The organism is Fibrobacter sp. UWH5 (genome assembly GCF_900142505.1).
Taxonomy (GTDB): domain Bacteria; phylum Fibrobacterota; class Fibrobacteria; order Fibrobacterales; family Fibrobacteraceae; genus Fibrobacter.
This window is the reverse complement of sequence record NZ_FRBB01000001.1, coordinates 453,266-479,940: the sequence shown is the minus strand read 5'-3', so window position 1 is coordinate 479,940 and position 26,675 is coordinate 453,266. Positions and strand designations below refer to the sequence as shown.

At 47.1% G+C, this 26,675-nt stretch carries 17 protein-coding genes; 2 read left to right on the top strand and 15 right to left on the bottom strand.

Annotated features, from left to right (window positions below):
* Positions 1–312: 312 nt before the first annotated feature.
* Positions 313–1,164 carry an undecaprenyl-diphosphate phosphatase gene (locus tag BUB38_RS02045; RefSeq protein ID WP_073156321.1) on the bottom strand — a complete coding sequence of 284 codons (852 nt, stop codon included), beginning with the start codon at positions 1,162–1,164 and terminating at the stop codon, positions 313–315.
* 33 nt (positions 1,165–1,197) lie between these two features.
* Between BUB38_RS02045 and BUB38_RS02040 the strand changes: the two genes are divergently transcribed.
* A complete protein-coding gene (locus BUB38_RS02040; protein WP_073156318.1) occupies positions 1,198–1,926 on the top strand; it encodes a DUF2334 domain-containing protein in 729 nt (242 codons plus the stop codon).
* 405 nt (positions 1,927–2,331) lie between these two features.
* Positions 2,332–3,393, top strand: coding sequence for a site-specific integrase (locus BUB38_RS02035; protein ID WP_073156315.1), 1,062 nt, complete (start codon positions 2,332–2,334; stop codon positions 3,391–3,393).
* Positions 3,394–3,503: 110 nt separating this feature from the next.
* Here BUB38_RS02035 and BUB38_RS02030 read toward each other — a convergent pair whose 3' ends face one another.
* The 14 genes from BUB38_RS02030 to BUB38_RS01965 all read right to left on the bottom strand — a co-directional run bounded on the left by BUB38_RS02030 (position 3,504) and on the right by BUB38_RS01965 (position 26,672).
* A complete protein-coding gene (locus BUB38_RS02030) occupies positions 3,504–5,297 on the bottom strand; it encodes a hypothetical protein (RefSeq protein WP_073156312.1) in 1,794 nt (597 codons plus the stop codon).
* Positions 5,297–7,735, bottom strand: a complete 2,439-nt coding sequence (locus BUB38_RS02025; protein ID WP_073156309.1) for a hypothetical protein — start codon at positions 7,733–7,735, stop codon at positions 5,297–5,299. The genes BUB38_RS02030 and BUB38_RS02025 overlap by 1 nt, the downstream gene beginning before the upstream one ends.
* Positions 7,735–9,180, bottom strand: a complete 1,446-nt coding sequence (locus BUB38_RS02020; protein WP_073156306.1) for a hypothetical protein — start codon at positions 9,178–9,180, stop codon at positions 7,735–7,737. The genes BUB38_RS02025 and BUB38_RS02020 overlap by 1 nt, the downstream gene beginning before the upstream one ends.
* Before the next feature lies 1 nt (position 9,181).
* On the bottom strand, positions 9,182–12,310 hold the full coding sequence (locus BUB38_RS02015) for a DEAD/DEAH box helicase family protein (RefSeq protein WP_073156303.1): 3,129 nt from the start codon (positions 12,308–12,310) through the stop codon (positions 9,182–9,184).
* Positions 12,303–13,724 carry a serine/threonine protein kinase gene (locus BUB38_RS02010; protein ID WP_073156300.1) on the bottom strand — a complete coding sequence of 474 codons (1,422 nt, stop codon included), beginning with the start codon at positions 13,722–13,724 and terminating at the stop codon, positions 12,303–12,305. The genes BUB38_RS02015 and BUB38_RS02010 overlap by 8 nt, the downstream gene beginning before the upstream one ends.
* Positions 13,725–13,727: 3 nt before the next feature.
* Entirely contained in the window at positions 13,728–14,453 is a 726-nt protein-coding gene (locus BUB38_RS02005) for a PP2C family serine/threonine-protein phosphatase (RefSeq protein WP_073156297.1), read from the bottom strand.
* 3 nt (positions 14,454–14,456) lie between these two features.
* Positions 14,457–15,167 carry a vWA domain-containing protein gene (locus BUB38_RS02000; RefSeq protein ID WP_073156293.1) on the bottom strand — a complete coding sequence of 237 codons (711 nt, stop codon included), beginning with the start codon at positions 15,165–15,167 and terminating at the stop codon, positions 14,457–14,459.
* 362 nt (positions 15,168–15,529) lie between these two features.
* The gene (locus BUB38_RS01995) at positions 15,530–16,492 is read right to left on the bottom strand and encodes a tyrosine-type recombinase/integrase (protein WP_217650852.1); all 963 of its coding nucleotides are present in this window, start codon (positions 16,490–16,492) and stop codon (positions 15,530–15,532) included.
* 135 nt (positions 16,493–16,627) lie between these two features.
* The gene (locus tag BUB38_RS01990; protein ID WP_139258157.1) at positions 16,628–18,148 is read right to left on the bottom strand and encodes a competence protein CoiA family protein; all 1,521 of its coding nucleotides are present in this window, start codon (positions 18,146–18,148) and stop codon (positions 16,628–16,630) included.
* Positions 18,149–18,332: 184 nt separating this feature from the next.
* Complete coding sequence (locus BUB38_RS01985) at positions 18,333–18,908, bottom strand: hypothetical protein (RefSeq protein ID WP_139258156.1); 576 nt, start codon at positions 18,906–18,908, stop codon at positions 18,333–18,335.
* 120 nt (positions 18,909–19,028) lie between these two features.
* Positions 19,029–20,108 carry an SEFIR domain-containing protein gene (locus BUB38_RS01980; RefSeq protein ID WP_073156285.1) on the bottom strand — a complete coding sequence of 360 codons (1,080 nt, stop codon included), beginning with the start codon at positions 20,106–20,108 and terminating at the stop codon, positions 19,029–19,031.
* Between the two features lie 4 nt (positions 20,109–20,112).
* Positions 20,113–22,164, bottom strand: coding sequence for a protease Lon-related BREX system protein BrxL (gene brxL, locus BUB38_RS01975; RefSeq protein ID WP_073156282.1), 2,052 nt, complete (start codon positions 22,162–22,164; stop codon positions 20,113–20,115).
* A gap of 12 nt (positions 22,165–22,176) precedes the next feature.
* On the bottom strand, positions 22,177–24,768 hold the full coding sequence (gene pglZ, locus BUB38_RS01970) for a BREX-1 system phosphatase PglZ type A (RefSeq protein WP_073156280.1): 2,592 nt from the start codon (positions 24,766–24,768) through the stop codon (positions 22,177–22,179).
* 218 nt (positions 24,769–24,986) lie between these two features.
* Entirely contained in the window at positions 24,987–26,672 is a 1,686-nt protein-coding gene (locus tag BUB38_RS01965; protein ID WP_073156277.1) for an AlbA family DNA-binding domain-containing protein, read from the bottom strand.
* Positions 26,673–26,675: the final 3 nt, after the last annotated feature.

The following is a 26,675-nucleotide window of genomic DNA, read 5'->3' as shown; positions in this document are numbered from 1 at the left end:
TTTATCTCCTAGTAGGTCGCACTTCGTGCTTTCAGCACGCTTCGCTTTCAGGTGTGAGGTCGTTCCCCCTACGGGGTCACTTTGAGGAGTGAAGCCGGGAAAACAACCTTCTGTTCATTTTTATACAATTTTACAGCAGTTTGCATTTCATTTTGAAACAAAACTGCCGTTTTTCTTTGTTTTCGCAGGTACAATTGCAAGAACCGTGCCAAGATTAGCAGAAAGCGGAAAGGAGAAAGGATAAAGAAAAAAGGCCGCCGATGAAGCGGTCCTTTTCGCGATTCCCCGCACTTGCGAGGGCCTTGCAGCAAACTACTTAATAAAAATCAATCCCAAGATACCGGCAGCCCACAGGTAGTAGCTGAAGTAGTGGAACTTACCCTTCTGTACAAAAGCCATGAGCCACTTCAGGGCGATAATGCCGAAGATGAAGGCAACAATCATGCCCACCAGAAGTTCCGGAGTAAAGCCGCTGGCATCGGCGCAGGCCAAGGCCTTTTCGGGCTTTTCGATAGCATAGCGTGCTACGGTTTCGGGATCCTGGCACTTCACCCACTTGATCACATCCAGGAGGGCTGCGCCACCCACGGCGGGGATGCTCATGAGGAAGCTGAACTCGCCGGCATACTTGCGGTTGACACCCAGGAAAATCATGCCGCTGATGGTAGAACCGCTACGGCTGATACCCGGGATGCAGGCGATTCCCTGAACCACGCCGGTCACCAGAGCGCGCCACCAGTTCATCTGGACTCCTTCGCATTCCGGATGCTTACTGCCGGTCTTACCCCACTGGGAAACGAACAGCAAGGTAGCTGTCACCAGCAAGGCGCAGCAAACGGCGCGGGGATTTTCAAACAGGCTTTCCAGAGGCTTCTTGAAACCGATGCCGATAATGGCTGTGGGAATGGAGGCCAGCACGATGTAGCCCACTTCCTTCAACTGAGTCTTGTCGCGGCGGATGCAACCTACGATCATGTCCACAATCTTCTTGCGGAACACAACGAAAATGGAAAGGAGAGTTCCTGCGTGAAGCATGATGTCAAAGAACATGCCCGCTTCTTCCATGCCCAGCAATTCCTTGCCGAGAACCAGGTGACCCGAACTAGAGATAGGGAGAAATTCTGCGAGGCCCTGCAACAGACCTAAAATGATAGATTCAATCATGGACGGAAATATAGTTTTTATTATCTTAGAGCCATGGCCGCAAAAAAATTTCTTCTGTGCTTTCACGATTTTAGCGTCTGGAACTACCAGACCGTCATGCCGATTCTAGAAGACTTAAAGGAATTCGTCGGCGCCCCATTCAGCGTACTGGTCATTCCCGACACCGAAAACGCAGAAGAGCCCGCAACCGCAGGCTTCAAGGCAGCACTCGCCCAACTAAAAGACGAAGGCTTCGAGCTTGCCCTCCACGGCTTTAAGCATAAGGCCGAATTCAGCCAGGGCAGAAGCTACGCCGGTCTTGCCGCCATGTCCATGACCAACCGCGAGGCGGAATTTGCCGGTCTGAGCGAATTTGAATCCAGCAGACTTCTGCAACAAGGCCTCGCCGCATGGAACAATCTATTTGAAACCGCGTCGGGCACCCCGACCAAACCGATCGCTTTCGTGCCGCCCACCTGGTGGAGCAACAAGTACCTACACCTGCAGGTCCGCGGCGAAGGCATGCTCTACGAAGACCGATTCTCCTTGACCAACAAGAAGGGCAAGCGCTACGCCTCCCCCGTGGCAAGCTTTGCAGGCATCCCCGACTTTGCCGTAAACCCCATGTTCAACCTAGGCGAATTTTTCACAAAGATTCCCGCCGGAATTTTGCGAATTGCGTTGCACCCCACAGACTTCCCAACTCACCAAGCCCGTATAAAGCACTTGATCCGAGCCGCTCTAGGAAATGGACGGGTTTTAACGCGATACGAGAACCTCTAATTTTTTATTAAAAAATATAACGTAAAGAAGGTGGCTTGCAAAGCCACCTTTTTCTTCTGCCTAAACCCAAATTGGGCACTTCTTGGACACTTCTTGGACACTTTAGAAACGAAAAAAGCCCTGCAACCTAGACGGTTACAGGGCTCAAAGTCAGATTAGACTACTTGCACTCTACGAGTGCAGTAATCTGCACCTCGGTCATGCGAACACAAGTGCTCGCGCGACGCTCGGTTTACGATTACTTGACGTCGAAGTAACTATCAAGTAAACGCCAGTCACTCGTAGACACACTTTTTGCCAAATTTCGTTTTTTTCGCCACTTTTTAACGGACTACGATGTTATATTAGAGACAGGATTACACCTCGTGGTCACGTTTTGGTCACGCACAAACATAGGGGACACACATGCAAAACGGCGATAGAATCACACTATCTGCCCGTCCATTAAGGACTGGCGGCAAGTCTCTGTACCTTGATTACCGAGTAGACGGAAAACGCATAAGAGAGAACCTTCAGATTTTCTTGGTCCCCGAAAAAACCGCGGCAGACAAGGTCAAAAACCAAGAAGCCTGGCGACTGGGAAAGGCCCTTCGAGACAAGCGAGAATCCGAATTGAACATGGCGGAAGCAGGGATCAAACTTCCTCCCCGTCCTCAAAGAACATTATTCGCCGATTACTTCCCCAAAATATTAAAAGAATACAAGAATCCACGCACCAAGTTCAATATGCAGGACTGTGCACGAAAGGTTATCGCCTATCGTCCAAACGTTCTCGTCGCGGGAATTGACAGAGAATTCATGCAGGGTTTCATCAATCATCTCCACGAAGAATTAGGACTACAGCAGAATTCTATTGCCATAGCCAGTTCTCAACTAAAAACCTACGTACATAAAGCCGTTTTAGAAGGAATCATCCCCCAAATGCCCGATTTTTCGGGTCTTTCACCCAGATTTCTTACAACGATGCTGGATTACCTCTCCCTAGAGCAGCTAAAAGCGCTAATAGACACCCCCTGCTCCGTACCGAGAATAAAGAACGCCTTCCTGTTCTCCTGCTTCACAGGGATCAGATTTTCGGACATCAAACGCCTATGTCCGGAAATGATTGAAGACAACCAAGTTGTCTTACGACAATACAAGACCAGTATCCCCGTCCGCGTCCCAATAAGCAAAAACGCAAAGAAATACCTCCCCAAAACCCCAGAGAAAAATAACCTCTATTTCCCACTAGGATCCAACAATTCGGTAAATGAAGTCCTAAAACGCTGGAGTCAAAAGGCATTGGGAAAAGACATTACCTTCCACCTAGGACGTCATACATTCGCAACCCTAGCCCTAAGCCACGGAGCGGATTTATTCACGGTCAGTAAAATTCTAGGACACACCGATGTCAAAACAACCCAGGTTTACGTCAAAGTTCTTGACGAGGGTAAGAAAAAAGCCGTGGAAAGTATTCCTGAACTTTAATTAGGAATACACCTCGTTTCACAAACGAAAAAAAGCCTCCCCTTAAAGGAGGCCTTTTCTTCGACTTTTCATTGTCCGCTAACGCCAATTTACGGACAATGAAGGCAAAATCACCCCTTTAAAGTCAAGAGCACTTCAAAAGACTCCAATTTACCAAACAACTTCTCCAAACCATATGATTCAGCCTTGATCCACTTGAAAATATTGTCGTTACGGCTCCAGCGACATCCACAGCTTCTACAGGCCAGCATAAAGTTCTGTGGCGTGGGATGGTCACTTAGCACGGCTTTCTGTCCACAGCAAGGGCATTGCTGTGCGACGGCAATCAGCTCGTTTGCGTTCTGTAGCACCTTGATTTCCTCGTCGCGTGCCTTACGGAAGGTCGGGAGGTCGTTCTTCTTGATTCTATCTGAATGCTCTTTCTGATTGACTGCGGTTTCGAACCTGGATACATCATACTGGTTGAAGAGATTGTCTCCGATGACAAATTCCTTGATGAATCGGTTTTGCGGTATCTTTACAGGATAGCCTGCAATAAACATAGGCCACGCCCACTGAAGCAGTATCCGCTGAATCAGTAGCTTGGAAAAAACGGACTGCGGGGATATGGCGAGCAACGAGAATGTACCCCATTGCGGTAGTTGGCTACCGAACATCGATGAAAGCTTTGCGAGGCTATCGTCGTTCCCATCCAGGTAGGGAGTTTCCTGAGGATATACAAGGATGGAGATAGTGTTATCTTCGCCGTGGACACTGTCCAGTCCGGATACGTAGGCGTCGCTTGGCTTGGATGTTGCGAACGCGAACCGTAGTCTCTTTCCTCCGCACTCCAGTTCAATTCCAATTTCACTTGTAGTCACCGTTGGCTTTAGTAGGCACCAAAATGACTGACGTTCGCTCGCGAAATCGTCTATGCAGCGTTTGACGTATCTGATTTCATTAGCCAGCAAGAGACGCTGTTCTTCAAGTTTCTCCTGCTTAGATCGCTCCTTGGAACAGTAGTTGACTATTTCCTTCTGAATCTTGGGCAGGTACAGATAGTGCTGGTTATTCATCAAGATGTTTGTCATGATGAATCGGTTGATGTCCACCTCGACGTTTGGAATTTTTTTCAGGTTTCCGAACAGCTGCGAGTTCCAGAAGGAGCCTATGGATTGTTGCAGGCGCTTAAGAAATTCAATGGTCTTGCTTAGCAGCTCCCTGTTCTCATCGACTTGGTCACTGCTATAGTTGACCAGAAGCCGGTCGACCTCGTTCTGCATCGCATCGTGATCGACTGAATTGACGATCTCGTAGTACCGCTGGATCTCTCCATAGGCATCGTCAACGCCTCTCAGCTCCCTTAGGCGCTGGTTTATCAAGGTGTTCAGCGTCCTGCAGAGAGTGTACAGCAGACGGTTCTCGTAGGTTTCCCACTTGTCCTCGCGAACGAGGGATAACAGCTGCTGCGGATGTACACCGACAAAGGATTTGTTTCTCCAGTCTTCGGAATGGCTTGCGAGATACTCCAATGCCCTTGGAGCAAACTTCTTCACCCTGCTGGTGGGTTGCTTGATTTCGTCCTCTTTCAGGTCCAGAATCGGCCTTGAGACAATTTCCTTCATATGTACGAGGGGATCCTTGCGGGAGACCTTGTCTGGATCGCCTTGTAGATACTTCTCGAGTTTGTTTCTGTCAAGTTTCTCCGGATCGTCACACAGGGAGAAGAAACTCTCTTCGTCGTTGGCTAGGAGATAAAACGCACTCTGGATTTCCTGCGCGATAGGGGACGAATCCTTTATTTCGGATTCGCCGTAATGGAACAGAAGGTCCTCCCTGTGGACCGGATCTACCGTCTTTGAGTAGATTCCCCCACAGTCGGGACTTTCCAGGTTCGTTTCCCTTTGCAAGAAGACGTCAAACATTATGCGCCTCGTTCCTTGGCGGCGATGTCTTGTTCAAGCAACTTTATGGTCTGAGAGTTTGGCGTCAGGCCAATCCCGGTGAGGATTTCGTCGCGGAGGGTCTCCAGCGATTCCTTCTGGACTCCGAACAGGCCAGTAATCTTGCCTCTACGGATAATCTTGGTGGCAATGAGGTGGTCAAGGGCTAGTTCCTTTGTTCCACCGGCGGCACAGACAACTGGAACAAAGTTGCCGATTTGGCGTTCAAGTCGATTACCAAAGGATACGTCGAATTCCTTCTTCAAGACATCCTTGAGCGAGTCAAGCTTGGTCTTTACCCAGTCAGCCTTGCTCTTGCCGTCAGTACTGTTCTGTGCGTTGTCGAAAGCCTCTCTCAGGTCCGATGCAGCCCAGTGAGCGGCCCCCTTTCCGACGCGGGTGTAGTTCGGCTTCTGTGTATTCTTGTCCATCACCATCACGTGGGCGCGGTCGTAAGTTTTGTCCGCAAATTCCATGGTCGTTTCGTCGTGGTTTGCGGTACCGATAAACCAAACGTTCGGCGGGACGACAATGCGTTCCTTGTTGAGGAAGAGAGGCCAGCGGTTCTTGTCTTCCATGATCTCGTTCGGAATGCCGGACAGCAAGTCGACCTCAAAACTGTCGCTCACTGAATTGGCCTGTTCCATTGCCGAAATGAAATCGGCAAAGTATTGTTCCGGGTGGGACAGGTTCATTTCATCAAGGATGAGGAAGAATAGACGATTCTTGAAGGCCGGCGTGGAGGCTGCGTACAGCCCCTTCGAGAACGGTTTCTCGTAGAATTTCTTTTCGAACGCATTATAGTAACCAAGTAGATCCTGGTTGTCGCGCCAGCCAGCCTGCACCGGAACGATGCAGCTGCATCTTTCCTGTCCCTTGAACGGCTGCGAACCGTCAAGATTGTCACCGACTATGGAGGAAAATGCCTGGGCAAGCTTAGTCTTGCCAGTGCCGCTGATACCCTGAAGCAGGATTAATCGGCTCATTGCGAGGCCACCGACAAACAACTGCAAGGTCTGCGGAGTATAGAAGAGGTTCGGCGTGTATTGGCTCAGCTGATAGCCGAGCGCATTGACGAATGTCTTCAGGTTTCCGTCAGCTTGCGAGAATCCATTGTACGGTGTCGAACAGCGAGCGTCGATGCCGCGGAACTCGGCGAAGATATCCTTGTTGTTATCCTTGGAGGTCAGTTCGTCCAGCTTGTTTTGCAGCTGGTTCTGAGCCTCAGCCAAAGCCTTGTTGTGAGTTTCGAGGGTCTTGTTCAGAGCCTTGAGACCATCGACATCGAAAACCTTCTTTCGCAACTGGAGAAGTTTTGCGTCAAGTTCGTTCTTCTCTACGGTCAAGGCTTCACATTCGTCCTTGTACTGCTTGACCTGCTCTTCGAGAGTCTGCTGGAACTCCGCACTGCCGACGTTCTGGACTTCCAGATTCAGCCTTGTCACCTCGGCTTTCAAACCCGAAATAATCTTGTTAATTTCCGAGGCTGAATGTCCACCGAGTTCTGCACGAATGTCGCTGAACTGGGAAATCTGCTCCTGCAAGGCAGCATTTCTTTTGTCTAGTCGGTCGTACTGTTTCTTGTAATCCGCTTCGTAGCTGCTCAGTATTCGGTCGTATTCCGCCCTCAGGTCAGCAACAGCATCTTCGTGTTCTTTAACAAGTCTGTCTTCGGTTTCCTTGAGTGCAGCCTTCTTGGCTTCGTAGGCGCCTAGTTCCAGACGGCATTGCTCCTGGTCCTTGACAAGTTGGTCGTGATCGGCATTGTACTGGTCACGTTTGGTTTTCAGGTCATCCCTGATAGCCTGGAGTTTTTCGTTGAGCTTATCCGCGGCATCCTGTTTCCAGATTGCTTCCTTGGCGATGAAACCGGCATCAGCCTCGGCTTCGCGCTTGGCGACATCAGCCTCTCTGGTATCGATGTTGCGTTCCCTGTCGCAGATGGATTCATCCCTTGCGTTCAAGCTGTTTTCGCGGTCTTGCAGGGATGTTTCACGATTGGATATGGACGTTTCACGATCGGACAAGGAAGACTCGCGGGTATCCAACGATTCCTTTCTTTCTTCCAGCTTGAATTCTTTGTCGTCCAAAGTACCCGAACGTTTGTCAAGTTCGGCATTCCTAGACTCAACAGAGCCTTTGGCCTGCTTGTATGCGGCGATGGCGTCCTTTAGATCGGCAAAAAGCTGGTTAAGGGTATTCTTATCGTCTTCCGGCAAGAACTCCTTTATAGCATCCAAGGCTGTGGCATTTGCCAGGATTTCCTCGATTCTCGGCTGGTTCTCGGATTCGATATCCTTGGGTGCGGAGCCGACTACATCTTCAGCCTTCTTGGCGAAGATATCGTTTAACGAAGATACAGATATCGGCGGAGGAGGAAGCTTACCTTTCTTGCCATCTTTCTTCTTTTTGTTAGACATTAGTATACCTCGTTAATAATTTCAAGTTGCTTTTCCACGATACCAAAAAACTCGTCGTAGCTATATGGTAGTCTCTGCCTGTTGGCATGGTAATGCTGGTACGTATTTCTTATCTGAGCCATATCCAAGATAAACATCAAGGTTTCATTGAATACACCTTTGCTGGCCAGCTGGGTTATGAACCATGCGTCATTCTGGTTTGCATAGAAATAAGCCAATAGATGACGAAGTACCAGAGACTTTAGCGAAGCTGTATCAACTTCGACATCACGCCAAACTGATTTCGGCGTCAATAAACGCAGGGTATCAGCATCAAGGGACAGGTTCTTGCGTAATAAACCATTCTCCAATGCATTTTTGGGCCATAAACGTTTATTGGAAACGTCGTCCAGCAAAAGTCCAACGCCATCTGAAACAGGAATAACATCCCTTCCTCTCAGTATGCATTCATACAGTGACTGAAATCTAGATAGCAGAAGGTCGTCAATACGGTCTTCGTCCTTTGCATTTTCATCAACCTTGTCCTTCAGCGTCAGCAATCGGCATACCTCGTTGACCACGTCATCGGTCAAGTTCGGATACTTACTGCTAATCACGTCCACCAGTTCAAGAGGTATTTCGATTTCCTTCAAGCCGAGAGAAACGGCTATGCCTTCGTTATTTTCCATACACATCTTCAGTTCCCTAGTAAGGAAATCCATCGATATGCTTGTCGTTGGTTCAAGGAGATCGACGCATTCAAAGCCCTCGTCTTCGGCAAAGGTGTTCACCTTCACCAGCAGATAGTCTACGGAGCTTTCTTCCACGGACCGTCTCGTCACGGAAACAATCCTTTCTGGCTGTTCGATATATTCTGACTTGATTCCGTCATAGTCCGATGTGGCAAGTTCGCTGTCGTTGTATTCGTATTCGTCCCACATCGTGTCGATGTCGTCCGCCGTGACGTCGGGAAGCTGGATATTTTCTGGAAAAATCATGTAGGGACTGATTGTGCTGGGCTTACCTTTTGTCCCGCCACAGATCTTCGGACGGCCCTTCTCGTTGATGTCGTAGTCAAGAGCAGTCAATGCGTTTCGATGAACCGGATGCGGAATCAGATGCCCCGTCACCATGGATTGCAGCACCGTCACCCTGGACCTTACAATTTCGACGACATCGGATGTCGCGTTTCCCTTCAAGTGCAACTTGTCTACGGTTTGTGACACGACCTTTTTCAGATCGTGATCCAGGATATGGCGGATAAGTCCCTCGTCCAGATTGGTAAGGTCGTGAAGTTCCTTGATTGATTTATCACCGACGGATAGGATCTTTACGATCAATTCGGAAAAGTAGTTCTTGGGGATTGCAGCCTTTTCAACCACGATGTCCCAGGCGATTACCGGAAGGGCGACGTAATGTCCCTTTGGCAGATAGTCAGAATTACAGAATAAGGCACCTATATTCATACTAAGCCTCCGAATCCGCAAGGTCAATGAATGCGTTCAAGGCGGGTACATTCTCCTTCGCCTCGCCTGAGCTGAACATATTGCGGCTGCCGACAACTACAAGGAGTTTCTTCTGGCGGGAGAAAGCCACGTTGAGTCGGTTGTCCATGGTAAGGAAGCCGAATCCGGAGTGGCTGTTGTTCCTGACCACCGAGAAGAAGACTATGTCGAACTGCTTTCCCTGGAAAGCGTCGATGGAGCCGATTTCCAGTTGGTGACGGGCCACAGCATCGCTCAGCACGGGCGTTTCCTGGACCATCTTCTCGATGAGTCTTACCTGGGCGCTATAGGAGGCGATTACACCAATGGTTTCATTCGTCTCCTGAACGATTTCCTTCAGGCGCTCCACGATTCGTGAAGCCTCTGCTTCGTTCTGCTTGCTCTTTCGTCCGGATTCCTTTCCGTCCACATCCTCCCATATTGCACACTTGCTTTCGCCATTAAGCTTCTTGTAGCGGGATACGAAATGTTCGCAGTCAAGAGGATCCTTGCTGGTCAGGATTTCCTGCCCCTCTCCATAGAAATACTTGCTGACGAAATCGCCAAGCTTCTTGGGCATACGGTACTGCACATTCAACGTCACGGTTCGTTCGATGCCATCGTTTCTCTCGTTCTTGAGATAGTTCCAAAGAGATTCGAACAGAGACTGCTCCATGGACAGTTTCAGCTCTGCCAACTTTTCGGTCTCGCCTTCCATCTGTTCCAGGATGTTCTGCTCAACAAGTTGAGGGAGCTGTCTGTGGTCGCCGACCAGAATGACCTTCTTTCGGGCCAATGTCATGGGGATGAACAGGTCCAGGGGATTTGCACGAGCCGCTTCGTCTACAATCACGTAGTCAAAGCCGAAATTTTCGTTGCCTAGCATATTGATGAATGCGTCGCTCTTGGACTGCTGAGTCGTCGCCGCGAAGGTAACTGCATACTTCATCATTGCGTTACGGATGGACTTAAATTCTACGGATTCACGGTACTCCTTGAGTACCTGCATCATATGGATGTCGCTGTGTTTGACTCGTTCCTCGATGTTCGGGATCAATGTCTTGTCGATATAGTTCTGAAGCATCCGGAGTAGGGTCTTGTCCAATGACCCGATCGCCTCCGGGTTCACCTGGTTCACGCACTCGTTCCTTAGGTCGTGTAGCCATGTGTAGTCGGCCTGACTCGGTTCCGAGTCGGCAAAAGTCTTCAGTCGGTCGTATTCACGTTCCAGTGCAGGACAGACGATGACGTCTCTTCGAAGATCATAGTACCGTAGTAGACGGGATATGTTGACCTTGCCGTCGTCCTGAAAGCTGGTGGGGGAAATGCGGATGCCCATGAGAAGTGAGTACAGGGTTTCGTCCTTCTTGCTGTCCGAGAATCTCCGTTTCCACTCCTGCAGGTCCTGGACCTCGTCCTGAGCCAGGAAATTTTCGTTCTCAGCAAGTTTCAGGACTTCCGAGAGAAGGGATCGGATCTCGTAGGCGGATTCGGCGTCTTTTGCACAACGCAGACTCCGCATCAGCTTTTCGTACTCCGCATATTCAGCATCGGCCTGGAGGGAGTCTATCTGCTTGTCGACGGCAGCGGCAGTCTCTGTCTGCCAGGCCTTCAGACCTTCAAAGACCTGTTCCCTGTCCTTCTTGGCGCCATAGAATCGAAATACCGGCAACCCCCAGATTTTGCTTCCGGAGGCGACATTGTCTACAGCCACATGCTGGAAGCTTGTCAGAAGAATGCTGGGTACAGACTTAGAATGCCTCGGATCGGCTGTCAGGAGGACGTTTTGGAGCGCACGGATGACACTCGTCTTGCCGGTGCCAGGAGGCCCCTGGACCAATGCGATATCCGGAGACGTAAGGCAAACCTTTAGTGCGCGAAGCTGGGCATCGTTTGGCTTGTTGTCACCAAAGGCTTTGCGCAAACTCAATTCGCTTGGGATTCTGTTCTTGGGCAGCTGGGAGTCAAATGTGGGTACCGTGGTCTTGTTGAGCAAGTCCGTAATGGCTGGAATAGGTATGTTTCTGGACTTGATTGCGTCCAAAGCATCCTTTCTTCTCTTGGACTGGACTGCCCACGGTTTGAAATCAATCCTGATTTCGACGTCAGTAAGCCTTTCGTGCGGGAGCCTGTCCTCCCATTCCCAGGAAATAGTTCTCTGTTCGCTATTGAAGACAACATTCTTTACCTGCAACGGGTCCTTGACGGATGGGGAACTGACAGAGATTGAGTAGTCTTCCTTCAGTGCCTCATACACACCCTTGAAATTCTCGATGCTCTCGGAACTATTCTGGATATTGGCGCAGGTCTTTCCATCCTTCTTGAAAAAGCTATCTACGCGGAGTATGCCGGAGATTTCCTGTTGGCTCTTGAGGATGCCCTCGTCGGCGTCGTTGTAGCGCTGCCACAGGTTGATGATGGAATTCGGGTCGGAAGAACTCAAGGCCAGTTGAGCCTTGAATATCGGATTTGCCTCGACAGCGTTCTTTTCATCGACGAAGCGGATCTTTGCACAGCCTCGCTGTACGTTCATCGCTTTCTGCGGTGATTTCAGCAGACGTTCGACTACTAGATAGTCCGTCTGTCCGATCCTTTTTTCCACGACTTCAGCAAGCCAGTTTCTTCCCAACCAATAACCATCCTGGGAACCGTTTCCACCGACTACACGGAAGAACATCGATTCCTCATAGCCCAGGTCGAATAGGAATTCAGTCTTCAACCAAGAAACCATCGTGTTAACGCTGGTGACCGGCAGGTTCTTGGGCAACCTCTCCATCAGTGAATCGGTCACTACGACATCCTGGACGATTTCGTCCGCACCCATGATGGTTTCACCGCCAAAAGTCCAGTTGATCAGCTCGACCTTGGTCTTTCCATTGACCGACTCGGCTGATTCGACGATGTAAAGCGAATCTGCATTGAAAGTCTCGTTTGTCGATTCCGGCCACAGAGCTATGTCCCGTGCATGGATATTGACAAAGGCGCCACTTGACGTGTATTCCAAGATGTCGAACTTTTTTAGCTGGATCGAATCTCCGTCAAAGACGATGTCAGTGTAGCAGGATTCGTTCGCGCAGGAACAGGCTATGTTGTAGAGTTCGCTGTTAACCATTGAGGCCTCCGCAGGTGAACCTTAGAACTCCCCGAGCCTTATTGCCTTCGCAGAAGGCGTACTCAGCAAACTGAAGGAAGTTGTCTTCCTTGTTTAGGACGGAAAGACCGATTGGGGTGTTGGGACGTAGAACGACCTTCTTTCCCGCACCAATGGCTTTGATTGACCATTCAACCGTAATGTCCTCGTCGCCAAGCTGCTTGATATAGACTTTCTTCGAATTGGCGTCCAGCCTCACTTCCAGTTGAAGCATCCTGTATTCGGAAATGGAAATTTCGACTTTCACGGGCGAGTCGACCGCAATAATTGGGGCGTCATACTGGCTGCAGGATAAGTCGTGTCGAATCATCTTGCGACAAACGACGAATGGCTCGATGGATTTCTCGTCGCAAAATGGACACTTGTCAACACCCTTGTATTTCAGGTAAACAGAGCCGCAGGCCTTGTTGGCGCACTTTACAAACCGATACTCCCAGTTCTGGAACTCGGCGATCCACTCCTGGAGTACGGGGCGCGAACTCAGTGACGAGTCATTGCCAAATGCCTTCTGGAACAACTGCTGCAAGGCCGGGGATTCCATCACATCCTTGGGCAGAGCATGTGCGGCAGCATTGTTCTGGTCTTCGTCGATGAAGGGTAGTTCTCCTGCTTCGGCCTTACGCTCCAGCTGAGATAGTTCCATCGTCCCTGCGTCCATGACCATCTTGCCCTGGAAAGGCATTGCCTGTCGAAGGGTGTAGAAAGCAAGGACAGCATAGCTCCAGGAATCGGTAATGGAACTGTTCCTTGCCATTCCCTTGAGTATTTCCGGAGCGCCGTATCCTGGGTAATAGATGAACCCGTCATAGTCCGCGGCAACCATCAGGTTGTCGCAGTCGATCAGCTGAACCTCGGTATATGCAGGGTCCTTCGAGATGAAGACGTTATTGGGATTCAGGTCGCCGTATACATAGCCGATAGAGTGGATGCCGTCCAGTATTTCGGCAATCTTTCGAAGGATGACGTACGTCCGCTGGATACCACCCATTCGGCTTATATATGCCGTGGGGTCTTCGCCATTCTTGCGGAAGAGGGAATGGAGCGAAACCATGTCCTCCATCATTTCCATTACGTATCCATAGACGATGAATCCATCCTTGACTACGGGGGTGATTTCACTGAGGGGTTTTGCCAGATACTGCGGAAGGTCGCGACGACCCCTTAACGAACCATAGCGCCTATACTTTGCCTTGATGACGTCATCGGCACCTTCCTTGGCGATGCTGAGTTTGACAAGAAGGTTCTTTCTTTGCGTCGTGTAGACCGCACCCTGGCCACCTTCGCCAATGCATTCGACAAGCTTGAAGACTTCCGAGTTTTCAGTCCCTACTTGTGTGAGCAGCATCTTGTCCAGAATATCCTTCATCGAAATCATAATCTACCTATACTCAATGGCTACAATGGTCTTGTCGTCTAAGTGGTGTGGGGTCGGCCAGTTAATCAGTTCCTTGGTAAGTTCGTTCTCTCCACTGGACCGGGATTTTCCGAAAAATAGGTCGAACGTGGATACGAATTTCCCTTCTGCCTGTGGCAATATGTCCTCGCTTATCCCGTCGGTCATTATCAGCAACCTGTCTCCCGGAGAGGACAGGTCTACCTTGCTCTTTCTCCAGTACGGCTGAAGGTTGCAATCTCCCATAGCGACAGTTTCGTTCCCGTAGCCACTCTTTCCCTCGGTGAACTTGCTGATTTCACCGTCGTGGCAAACTAGGGTCATTCCATCTCCCAGTTGCGCAGTCCACCCCTTGCCCTTGGGGTTCAGGATGGCAAGTTGGCAGGTGCAGCCACAGGTATCTACGCCTAGGCTTCTCACGCGGATCAGCCAGCGAGACTGTAGCAGTCTCAGGAGGTCGTCAATCTTGTTAGGTCTGTACTTGCTCCACTCAAGAAAGCATTCCGGAAACAACCCGCAGAGTATCTTCGCGCCATAGTCACTATGTGAATGGGAACCAAGACCGTCACATACCATCACAAGCAGAAACTTGCCTACAAAACCGACAAAGGCGCAGTCCTGATTGGGCTTGTCATCCTTGACATGCCCCGGACCACGCACGGATGCGGTTAGGAGTTTCCACCGAAACTTGGCTAGAAGCTTGGAAAGCAACGACTAATCCTCGAAAAGTCCACCGTCGTCATCGGCCAGGATTTTCACGACCTCCCCGGCAGCAATTTCGCCCGGTCTGACGGATTGGCTGGACTTGATGGCGGACATAGTCACGCACTTGAAGAACTTGCGAATTCCGTCGACTCCGGTTGCCTTGAATACCGGGATTTCCTTGTTGTCTACGAACTTTTCCAGCATAGAGTCGTCCGCATCGGCGCCAATGGACAACGCAAGACGGGTTGCCTTCTTGCCGCGTTCGCCGGAAAGAAGCTGCTTAAGCGGATTTTCCCATTCATCGTTGGGCATGCCGTCGGAGGCAAGTACAAGGAACGGGCGATATGCACGGGAAGGATATGATTCCCTGTGTTCAAGCATGTCGACGAGCTTAGTGAGGGCAAGGCCAAGGGGGGTGTTGCCGCTGGCCTGCATACCATTGATTGCGTCCAGCAAGGGTGCGCTGTCGGCAATTTCGCTTGCGGACTTGGGTTCAATGACCATTGTTGCCTTGTTATTGCCGAAAGACACCACTGAAACATAGATTTCAGCTTCCAGGCTGGAGGATGAAGCACCCTTGAATGACTTGATCATGTCAACAAGTGCATGCTTGAGCGAGTCGAGCTTTCCATCATCGGCCATACTGCCGCTATTATCAGCCAGAATAATGACCGGTAACGGACGAGCCTGGGTGCAAACAACACTATCAAATGCGCTCATATAATCTCCTTGTTTTATACTTAATATAACACATATTGTAAAAAAAAACGCGACCGAGGTTGTATCATATATATATATCGAGATAAAAGGAAAAATTGTCAAAAAAAATATATTGCAACCACTCCTTTTTTTGAACCTCAAAAAAAAGACTATGGAATAAAAAAAAAGGAGCCTACCATGGCAAAGAAAAAGCCCTACATAAGGCAAAAAAAAGAAAGATACAGACGAGATTGAGCTTCTTTCAAATCGAAACATAATCGGAGCGATTTTTTTGATTACGAGCATCGCAAACAGCGCCATCAAGATTCCGGTTACCAATGCCAGCGTAACACTTCATGTATTTTCCTTTTTGAAAGAAATCTTTATCCCAAAGCCCTTTCAATACGCGCTTCGCTCTCACTTCGAGCCCTTTCTAGACTATGAACGTAAATAAGAGTCGTATTGATATTGCTATGGCGAAGCAGCTGCTGAGTTTCCTCTAAAGAGCCACCATTAAGCAAATTGAGTGTCGCCGCAGTATGACGAAGGCTGTGGGCAGTCAGACGCGGACTATCCAAGCCAGCGCGGAGCAACGCAGTCTTTTCAATTCTGCTAACACTTCTTGTTGTCAGGCGTCCTCCATGATTACGATTTGCGCCACTAGAAAACAATGGTGACTCGGGAGCAACATGTCCTCGAGCAGCAAGATAGTCTCTAATAGCCTCCTCCGCTTTAGGCGCCACTTTCACAAATACGGATTTTTCCACTTTACCCTTGCCTTGAACATACAAAGCTAAATCGTCGCCCACCGTACGAAGATCTTCGACATTAGCCCTAGCAACTTCTATTGTTCTTAACCCCGTTGTTAAGGACAATCGGATTATCGCATAATCTCGTTTCTGTTCAACCGTTTCACGAGGCATGATTTCAAGAAGTCTGCGAGCTTGATTCGAGGTTAGATAATCCTTTTTAAACGAATGATCCAACTTACACCCTTTGACTCTCTGGGTGATATTCTTGTAAATACCTTCCTGATCCAACCACTGAAAAAACACCTTGACCGCAGTCAAATACAAACGCGTCGTAGAAGGTTTCTTTCCCTCATCTTTCATCTTGTTTCTATAAGCCACAACGTCACTTCTTGAAGGGGCTTTTATACCACAATCGGAAAGATACGCAAGAAATTGTTTAATTGCCTTTCTATATGTATCAGAACTTTTTGGAGCTATTTCCTGAAAAGCCAAGAACCTTTCATAAAGCAAACTAAAGTCAAGGCCTTGATAATCTACTACCGCACCACCTTGCGGCATGTTCACGTTATTGACGAGGCTAACAATAGGTTCCATAAGCCCCTCCCCTATGTCTAAATGAGTCTGCACACCACTTTCAACAAGAACAATCCTTGGTGTTCATCATAAATATATCTGGGAAATCGCACAAACTCAAGTGTTTTGAAAAACTTAAGAAAAACGACAGTATTGCTATTCGTCCTTAAACCACATTGTTTCTGCACAGCACTCGCTTAACGCTTCTTGCCAATCTTCAAAACGAACTAGTTTGAGCCAATGGCGCCTATCTGGTTCAAATCGATCACAACAGCAAGCCTGTGTGGAATCGCACCTAGAATGCGTGGCGAAACAATATATAGGTTGATTGCTGTTTTGACTTCTGTACTTATTATCTGTCATGTGCCTACACAGAAAACAACTTTTCACAGATGCTCCACCAGCGAAATAACCCACTGAGGCCTTATACAACATCGCATTGAAGATATTTGGATCGTCCCATTCCACGAACTCAACCTTTCTTTTGAACTCGTCTACATTTACCAATATGTAGCTCAAGATTCCTGACTTTACCTGCTTAAAGAGTTCATACACCTGCGGGAGATGATTTTCCTTATACGCTTGAATACCTTCATCTTCACGTTGGACAATAAGAATGTATTCACAGTCTTCACATGCTCTGCAAGTTCTACTTGATGTAAAGTTGAAATACTTAACTCGGTCAAAATCACCTTTTAAAACATCGTCAACAAGGTATTGTGCCGCTTGAACGCCTTCAGGATACTGATTTCGTTCATTGAATTTAAATACCATATCAATCTTTAAGCGCTTTCGACCATTAGTCAAAACAAGCCCATTCGTTTCATCGACGTAAGGTAACGCCTCTGTCAAATCAATATTTTTATGAGCTTCATAGCAGGAGCAACCGGGTTGTTTAAGAAAAGGACACTCCTTGTCCGGGCATATATGCTTTATTGTGTACGGCAGCAATAGTTCGGTATTACTTTTGACGCTTCTCTGGTGCTCATCACGAAAGGCGATCCTAGCCTTTTCAACTTTTTCTGTACATGTAGGGGGAACAACTACCGGTTCCGATGGGGCATTGTAGAACTCAATTTGCGGATTATCCACATCCGCCATAGCCTCATCCGAAATAACATTTAAGTCTTCGTCAGATTGGAGCGAGAATTCAATTATAGGAACTCCGTAATTGATTTTCTCTTCCGAGCAAGGATGAGTTACGAAGATTTCTATAAACAGGGTTTCGCCAGCTTCATTTGTCAAGCGAATATCGGGTTTATAGATTTCATCCCATTCTTCCTCGACAGCCTGAGAATACCTGGGATAGAGTTCATACATTTCCACAACGGAATTACGGCAAGGTTCCGTCTGCCCATAGGGACAATCTGAAACATCACACACACTAGGGCGCCTAAATGCAACGGCCATGCGTGTTCCGTTTGCCTTATGCAGTTGGTACAGTTCCAGAAACTTGCGTTTTCCAAGCTTATGGAGATAAGTTTCTTGATTACATTGGCGTTCAGCATCGGAATTTTGATGAGCAAAATAATGCTCACGTACCTTCCCTAGCCCTGCTCGCATCGAACAACCACATCCAACACAGAAGAAATTGGTATTCTTTCGGATATCCGGAGTAACGTCCTCTATGTCATAGAGGACACCTTTATCATTCCTTGCATATCTATACTGCGCCATGCTAGTAAAGATATATTAGGTCCAATGTCAATAGATGACAATTTATATTTTTTCCGTATTCTTTTTAGTAACGGAACTCTTCTACGAGAAGATTATATTTTTGCTGCTATATGATTTTCTCAATTTACAAGTAAATTTCAAAAAAAAGAAAAGCCCTAGAAAAAAAATCTAGGACTTTGGTAAATCACTTTTCCGGCCAAATTTCATCAACAGTGGATTGAATTTCGGACTTTAATTGTTCACATGCTTTGTTGCAATTATCAAAACCATCAATATTTCTTTGATGACGAGGTTGCATTGATATAAATTTTGGATCCTCATAAGGTATTTTAGAAAATGCGTTCATGTTTTGCAAAAACACATTTGCAATTTTTGAGCATTCAGCAAACCGATTAAGACTGATGATTAATTTTGTCAACAGATTTTTTTCAACCCCATCTACGCAAGATGGGGCAGACAAAACGGTTTGTTTAAATTCTTCAATTGAATCATAGAAATCTTTTGTTTTTTCTTGGAAATCCGATAGTCCAAACCATAGAGTTATATCATTCAACTCACGTCCTATGGCAATAGCGGAATGTTTCAACTCATCAAGATAAGCAATTTTCCGTTTTTTCTTGTCATTTTCATTTTCTAGTTCAATTTCCTTTTTTTTTGTCTTAAGGCTTACAAAATGTTTAACAACTGCACCAATAATAGCACCTACTAAAGCAGAGACAATAGTACCACAATTGATGTTATTTGACAACCATTCAATCATTCGTTCTCCTTTTTCTAAAAAAGCAAAGAGGTCTATCCACTCGGATAGCTTCTCACATGCACCGCACCAAATATACACGCCATTTTCAACAAAGGATGTAAATTCATCATTACACACCACCTAGGAACAGGGGTTTAGCATACTTTGGTCTATATCGTTTGGATTTCTTTCAACTTCCGCTCTTGTTTTGAAGGAAATCTCTCGTTTTTCAATAGAATACCTAGGATCCAGTTTTGCAGCAAGAGACTCTTTGTCGACAATAGCAAGAGCCAAATTAAACTTTTTGTGTTGTTTGCAGTCTCTCTTAAAGCGATCAAGATTTTCTGTTGTTGTTGGATACATAAAATGTATTCTAGACAAGTTTATTTGCAAGTCATTATGTAAGTCCATTCCTATGGTAGACATTTTATCCGCGATTACCCTAGGATTACTTCCAATAGACACCCCATACGCCATTGGTTTTTCAGCAAAAATATCCTCAACAATGGAAATTCTAATTTCATCATTTACATCATTTTGGCCGAAAACATTTTTCCATCCTTCAAAGATTTTCCTTCCATACTCATAATTTGCAAAGAATAAAGCCATGGTTGGCGGTTCTGAACCATCTTGAAAAGATGCATAAACAACGCCACCCCACTTAGCCTCATTCCACAAATCAACATCAATAATCGTAGAAAAGAACAATGACTTTCTTGGCTTGGCATCCAGAGATTCATCTATGTCAACTTTAGAACCCAATGGAGGTCGTTTTGATTTTGACAAGCCTTTTAATCGATTTACCAATTTATTCAACTGATCCGGATCGGTCACATCATAATAAGTATAGGGCTGTAAAGGTAGTGGAATGTTGATTGTGTCAAACTCATTAAACAATATCGGAATGTACTTGGTATTACTTGCAGGATTCAAGTACAGCTCTTGCAAAACCATATTGGTTTCCCATTTAACACCAGCACCCTCTTTACTGCCAGAGAAATCAGATGCACGCTCATTATACAACTTAGACGCAACAACCAGCACAAAAACAGACTCTTGTATTTGTCGCATCATCCATTTGGGCCACCCTTCCGCTGGAGCCTCTTCATATTGGTCAATTTCAGCATCTATCGCAAATTCAGTACGGAGTCTATTTGCAAAATCAAATACCTTACCATTAATAGACGGCTCATGAGCATAACTAATAAAAACCTTAGCCATTTTCTTACTCCACCCCGAGTGCCTTGAATACGGCGTCCTCGGCGGTACTGTAGAAGATGAGATTGAAGCAGCCGACAAGTTCCGGTGGAACCGTTCCTAAATCGGCGGCAGAGGTGATTGGCAGCAGAACCTTCTTGGCACCACTATCCAAGCATACCTGGAGGGCATTCGCAAGGTTTTCCACCTTCATCAGGGTGCCGCTCATGCTAATTTCACCCAGCACAGCCATAGTGCCGATGGTCGGCTTGTCCAATGCAATGGAGCACAAGGCAATCAACGAAGGCAGAGCCAGCGTGGATGTCATTCCAATACCCTGAAGGTCCTGATAGTTGATGATATAATCCTTGGAGGTCGTGCTAATCGAGCCACTAATACGGTTGCCATTTGCCTTCAAGAAGTTAAACGCAGCACTAGAGGATTCCTTGGCATCGCGCTCGCTACCGAGACCCGTACGTTCAAACTTGCCATTGCCCGGAAGCATTTGACTCTCTAGGCGGAATACGCCCAGCATGCCCGATTTTCCTAGGCTAACCGTGTAAACCTGACCGGGATTGCAAACTCCATCGGGAATCAACTTTCCACCACCCTGCTCGGGCACGGACACATAATGTTCCTCAAAGGACTCATTATCGATGTAGGAGAAATTTACGTCATAGAATTCCATGCCACCCAGCTTCTTCAGCTGTTCCTTGACGCGGCGACGCATTTCCAAGGCGAATTTAAGGATTTCCTCTAGCTGTTCCTTGGAGAACTCTCCATCAGGGTAAATCAGTTTCAACAAGCCACCAACAGTTCTACGGACCGCAATGGTATCACGCTGGTTAAGGTTCTTGCCAAGATGGAAATAACGGTCCAAGGCATCCCCATACTGCTCTTTACGCAACTCGCGGACGAATGCGGCCAAATAGTCGGTAATGAAGCCGTAGTCCCCAGTGAAGTGTTCCGGACGGAACTTAGGGATTTCCCAACCAGGTACATAACAATGGATTCTATCCAAGAAAGCCGTATCAGTCCCCATTTCAGGCGGGAACGGATCAAACAGGCTGGATGTCTTAAGAAGAACGTCCACGCTTTGGTTGATATTGCCAACGAATACCATAGAAGCACTGGCGGCCTTCTCTTCCTTGCCACGGGCAAAAGAACCTGAAGCCATGTAGTCCTTCATGATCTGAACACCATCCTTGTCCTTGAAGTTGATTCCTGCAACTTCGTCAAAGGCGACACAGTCCCAAAGGCCAACAAGTCCCACGGTTTTACGACCCATATTGTAGAAGAGGTTTGCAACAGTGGTTTGACCACCAGACACAAGGATACTATTCGGTGAAATTTCCTTGTAAATATGGCTCTTACCGGTGCTTCTAGGGCCTAGTTCGCAAAGGTTATAGTTGTTCTCCACTAAAGGCAGCATACGAGCCATCAGGAGCCACTTTTCGCGATCCGTGAGGGAATCAGGCTCCATACCCGTGGAACGGAGCATAACATCGATCCATTCTTCCTTGGAGAACGCCTTACGCCCAGCCTTCAATTCGTCAATGTCGATTCGAGGCATCTGTATCGGAGTCACTTTGCGGATTCGGATAGGGGTCACCCCCTTTTCCTCTTCAACGAACTCATAGTCAAGCTGAACAATGCACCAAATTCCACCACAGAGCAGGCGGTCGTACTTTTCAGGATACTCGTCGGGAACAACAATCCCCTCCGCAGTGCTGAAGCCCAAGTTCGAAAACTCGGCAAAGTAGCAGTCATTTTTCGTATTGAGCGTAACCGAGAGTTTGTCAATTACAGTATAGGTTCCCTTGGTGCGAAGACGCGACTTAATTTTTTCCGCTTCATCAGGGCGCACGAAGTTATCAGCAAGGATTTTCTTAACCTGCTGAACCCCCTGTTCAATGATAGTCTCGTCATCGGAGCTACAATACTGACCTAGAAGGAACTCAAGGACATATACCGGAACGTTCGCCCCTTCCTTAATCTTCTTCGTAAGGTCCTTACGGACAATCTTACCCGCAAAGTTTTCACGGAGCTTCACCTTAATAGTTTCACGAACGTCACTCATACCATTACCTAATTAAGCAAAGAAGTTAAAGTCGTCTGTAGCAAAGGGTATATCGATTTGGAAGTTAATTCTGTTAACTTCTAGTCCCTTATCGTCTGCAATGACCAAATAATAATCATCCGTATTATTGTACTTGGCCTGTTTCAGTTTGAAATTGACCTTAAAGGGCTTAAGTTTTTCATCCTCGGTCTTCTTGTCTGCAACAATCTTCTGTTCCTCGCAAATTTTATTGCCAGCAGAATCCACGAAATAGACCTTATATTCAGCCTTTTCTCGATTGTCACATACCAGATTTTCCTGGAAGAAATCCAGCGTAAAGATCAAGTTGCTTACCTTGCGGCCAGTAGAAAGCAAATTGATTGACACAGGCTTAGTTTCGTACTTAGAACGATTATTCACCAGTTCCTTGTTTCCTCCACGCAAGAAATAGCATTCTACCACCGGAACAACCATTTCTTGGAGGCTGACGCCGCCATGTACAAAATTGCCGTCATTACCGCGCATCTTTATGCGGGTATTTTCACGAGGAGCAAAAGCCTCCATATCGTCATTATAGAGGAACTTGACCGGCATCAGATAATCCGGAGTCGCCCCTTTCTGCATAATGGCATAACGGCGTCCATATTCAACGTCCATGGAATTGTCGGAGGTTTTATCCACCTTTTCATCTTCAGAAAGTGCGCTACGGGTATATAGGAAGCCATGGTCCGCAGTAACAATGACACTAGGCGCAGTGAACATGTTGAAAATACGCTTCATCAAGTCCACAATTTCTTTAACGGCAACATCGCAGGCTACGGATATATCACCCTTATGACCTGCCTCGTCGATTGTATCGTGGTATACATACACAACTTCCATACCTTCCACAATCTGACGCAGGTCCGAACGGTTCATAGCTTTAAAGTCGTCAGCCTTCATGGCAACACTCTTGGCATTACCATTCTTTAGAACAGCATCTCTGTTGCCAGCGTCCGTAGACATTCCATCTGCAAGAACAGCCAAATGTTCAGTCTTATCAGAGCCCTTAACTTCTACAGTCAAATTGCTATGAGGAAGCAAAGCTGCCATACCGAACTTGGTAATGGTCGGGAAAACAGCCTGCATGTTGCTCATTTTCACCTTGCAGAGCGATTCCCTCTTTAACTGTTCTTCCAAGGATGTTGCAACACCATAACGTAGGGCGTCAGAGATAATTACAATGACTCGGCTCTTCGCTGAGGCCACATATCGATTATAGAAGTCGCACTGACGATCAATCCCGTCAATATACCCCAACTTGCCCAATTCCTCGGCAGCGGAATTGGTCCAGTTGGCACCTAATTCGCCCAAGAACCAATTCTTGTAAAGGTTCTCAACCTGATCCGCAACCTTCTTAAACAAATCGTCAAGATCGGCATTATAGGAATACTCCGCAAAATTCTTAAGGAAATTGCGGTAATAGGTATCCATCTTGTAATACTCTGTGGTATAGGCTTCCCAAATCTTCTTAGGCTCCACAATATGGAAGCCCGCAGCAGCATGAGCCTTATAGAACGCCTGCATATTGGACACCTGCAGCAAGCCCTCGTACATAGGGCGCCAGGAATCGTACCATACGCAGGTACGGCGTTTTTCAACGGCACGTCTGATAAGTTCTATATCCACGTTCTGGTCAGCCACGTCCACCATGATCTTGCCGAGAATAACCTCATCAATGCAGGGCAGACATTCTGTTCCCAGAATATCGTCAACATCCAGCTTTCGAAGGATATTGGTCAAGTCAGTAACCTTTTCGACCCGATCCGCAATTTCCTTCAACGATTCAATATCATCAGAATGCATCCATTCCGATACGATTTCATAGCAGGGCTGCTGATGCGGCTCGGATACATAGTTCTCCAAACCAGCCAAATTGTCTGGATCAATGGACTGGCTTGCAGCGGTAAGCAGGATATGGCAAGCAAGATGTTCCAGGTTCAAGTCCGTCTCGCTATAGCCTAGGTTAGCTATAACTCTCGCAAAGTCGTCATCAACCCCATATTTGGAGAACTCTGCAATAACATCGTTCTCGCCCACATTCAAACCGGCCATGAGAACCTTGCGAATGACATACTTTGCATTTGCAGAACGCATATTGCCAATAGCCGCCATTACAGCAAGGATTATCTTACTGGGGGAACCTAGGTCAAAACAATATCTTGTAATGCGGTCTCGGCGTTCCTTAGAACCAAAGAACTTTCGGTAACGCTTGACAATTTCACGTAAGGTCGGATTGTCTGCGATATGGAGTTCCTCCATCCATATCGACACCATATCGGCACGGAATTCTTCGCCATAAAGTTCGATATCCAGAAGCCAGTTATCGTCCGGATTGTCGTACGCAATCGGATTATAGAGCAGGATATTGCTATCCGGATCATCTACGGACAGGAGTTTTCTTACGGCAAAGTTGTTGTTGCCGGTCAGCTTGACCACCTTGGCGTTATCCAAGGAGAGCTCATCGACAGCGTCCTTGAATTCCCCATCGGCATCGTTCCACACGATAATACGACGGCGGTAGAACGTCGGCAGGGGCTGTGCAAACCTTTTATTCAACTCTAATACAATCTGCTCTATATCCATTTAAGACTCACGCATTAACTTGGGACATAACTTGGGACAATTTCTCGTAATCTTTCGTATTTTCTCGTAATTTTTCGTAATCTCTCGTAATTTTTACGAGGCAAAAACGCCTTTTTTGAGCAAAATTCAACAATTCTAGATAAAAAGTATCAAAAAAGCTCGTAAAAGTCTCATCTTTTTCTCGTAAAATTAACTTGGGACACGACTTGGGACAAGGCCTACTCGACTTGCTCAAAATGGGCCAAGAGCTCATAAGCCGAGTCCGTCAACTTATACTGCTGATTGCGGCTATTGGGCTTATCTGGAATCGTCATTTCAATCAAGCGGAGCGTCAACAGAGGCGTCAACATCTTATTCCTGAAACGGCTCCTATTGCTCTCATGGGCAGCATGCATAAGACTTACGATAGGCATAGCCCCTTCCATGGAGAAAACCAGTTCCGCCATACCAGCAATATCTTCAGAGGAAACCTTTCCTAGAATTTCAAGTTCAGTTTGACTAAACACCGGGATATATTTAGGTTCTTCACCACCACCAAAGTTACGGATGATAAGCAGATTATTAACCTGGAGCATGTACCCCTTTAAGCACTTCAACAGGCGCTCACGACTAAAGCCCTTACTTCTCAAATAAGCCTTGTAGAACTCCGGATGACACGGAATATCAATCAAGAAATAAGTTCTTTCATCATCAGTGTCTATGGCAGCCTTTCCAGAGCCATTCAACGCCAAACCGCGTTGGATAGTGGGAATACCTGTAGCACGACCTTCAGTCAGTTCCAATTCCTTTAAGAACTCACCCAATCTGCGATTTCGGTACCTACGAGACCTCAAAACCTTAGCTTCCTTGATAGCCTCCCTGGAGATAGACCGATCAGGTCCGGAATGACTCAAAATGCTAATCTTATCGGGTTCAATTGTTATTTCAACAGGCTCACGGTCCTTATAGTCTCTATGGAACAGGGCGTTAACCACAGCTTCTTCAAGAGCCTGATAAGGATAATTGAAATACCTTAAAGAGAGTTCACTATCCTTTTGCTTGACCACCGCCTCCTTGACCACATTGGTCTTAAGGTAGGTTAAGGTATCGGCAATCATCTTCGTGACCGGTCCCTCAATAGGCGACAGTTCAATGATATTATCTGGATTCTGTTCACGACCATCCGGGAAAATGACAATCTCAACCCTAGACACGGGGAAGAATTGCTGAGGATTTTCGCAAAACATCATTGCGGCAACATTCTTAATGGCCCTATTTTCCACAGGTCCATCAAAAAGGTTCATTTGCTCTAAGATAGACTGCATATCCGACGGTTGAGATGCAGAAACCAACTTGCTGCCGACTTTGCGCAAGTAGTCATAAACAAGCACAGGAGAAATGTCCGTGAGCTTAACGGACGGGTTTCCTCGTTCATCGAAAGGAACGCGACTTGCCATATCGCGCAGTTCATCAAGGACCTCCCCCTTAGCCTCAATGGAGCTGGTTCCCGAGCGAACATAAAAGGCCTTTGGGCAGTTCTTACTAACGGTTACATGCGTCGGTATCTCGTACGGTCGATTCGCACCCGCTGGAGCCCATATTACAAAGACATTCTTCCCATCCACCTCTTCTACAGATGTTCGAGGAAGATAATAAGGATCAAACTTATTATTGAAACCCGTCATGCTTTTTTGGATTTCATCCAATTCATCCAGCTGCACCCCTAATACAGGGCGTTCAGCAACGCCATTAACCTCTTTAACACCAACAAGGATATAGCCCCCTCCTAGGTTGTCAAGATCATTGGCAAAGGCACAGATGGAATGGTAAATCGCATCGGGATTCCAGCCTTCCTTGAATTCCACTCGGTTACTTTCCACCTTCTGTTTGCTCAGCAGGTTTTCTATGTCTATCATTAGTGCCATATA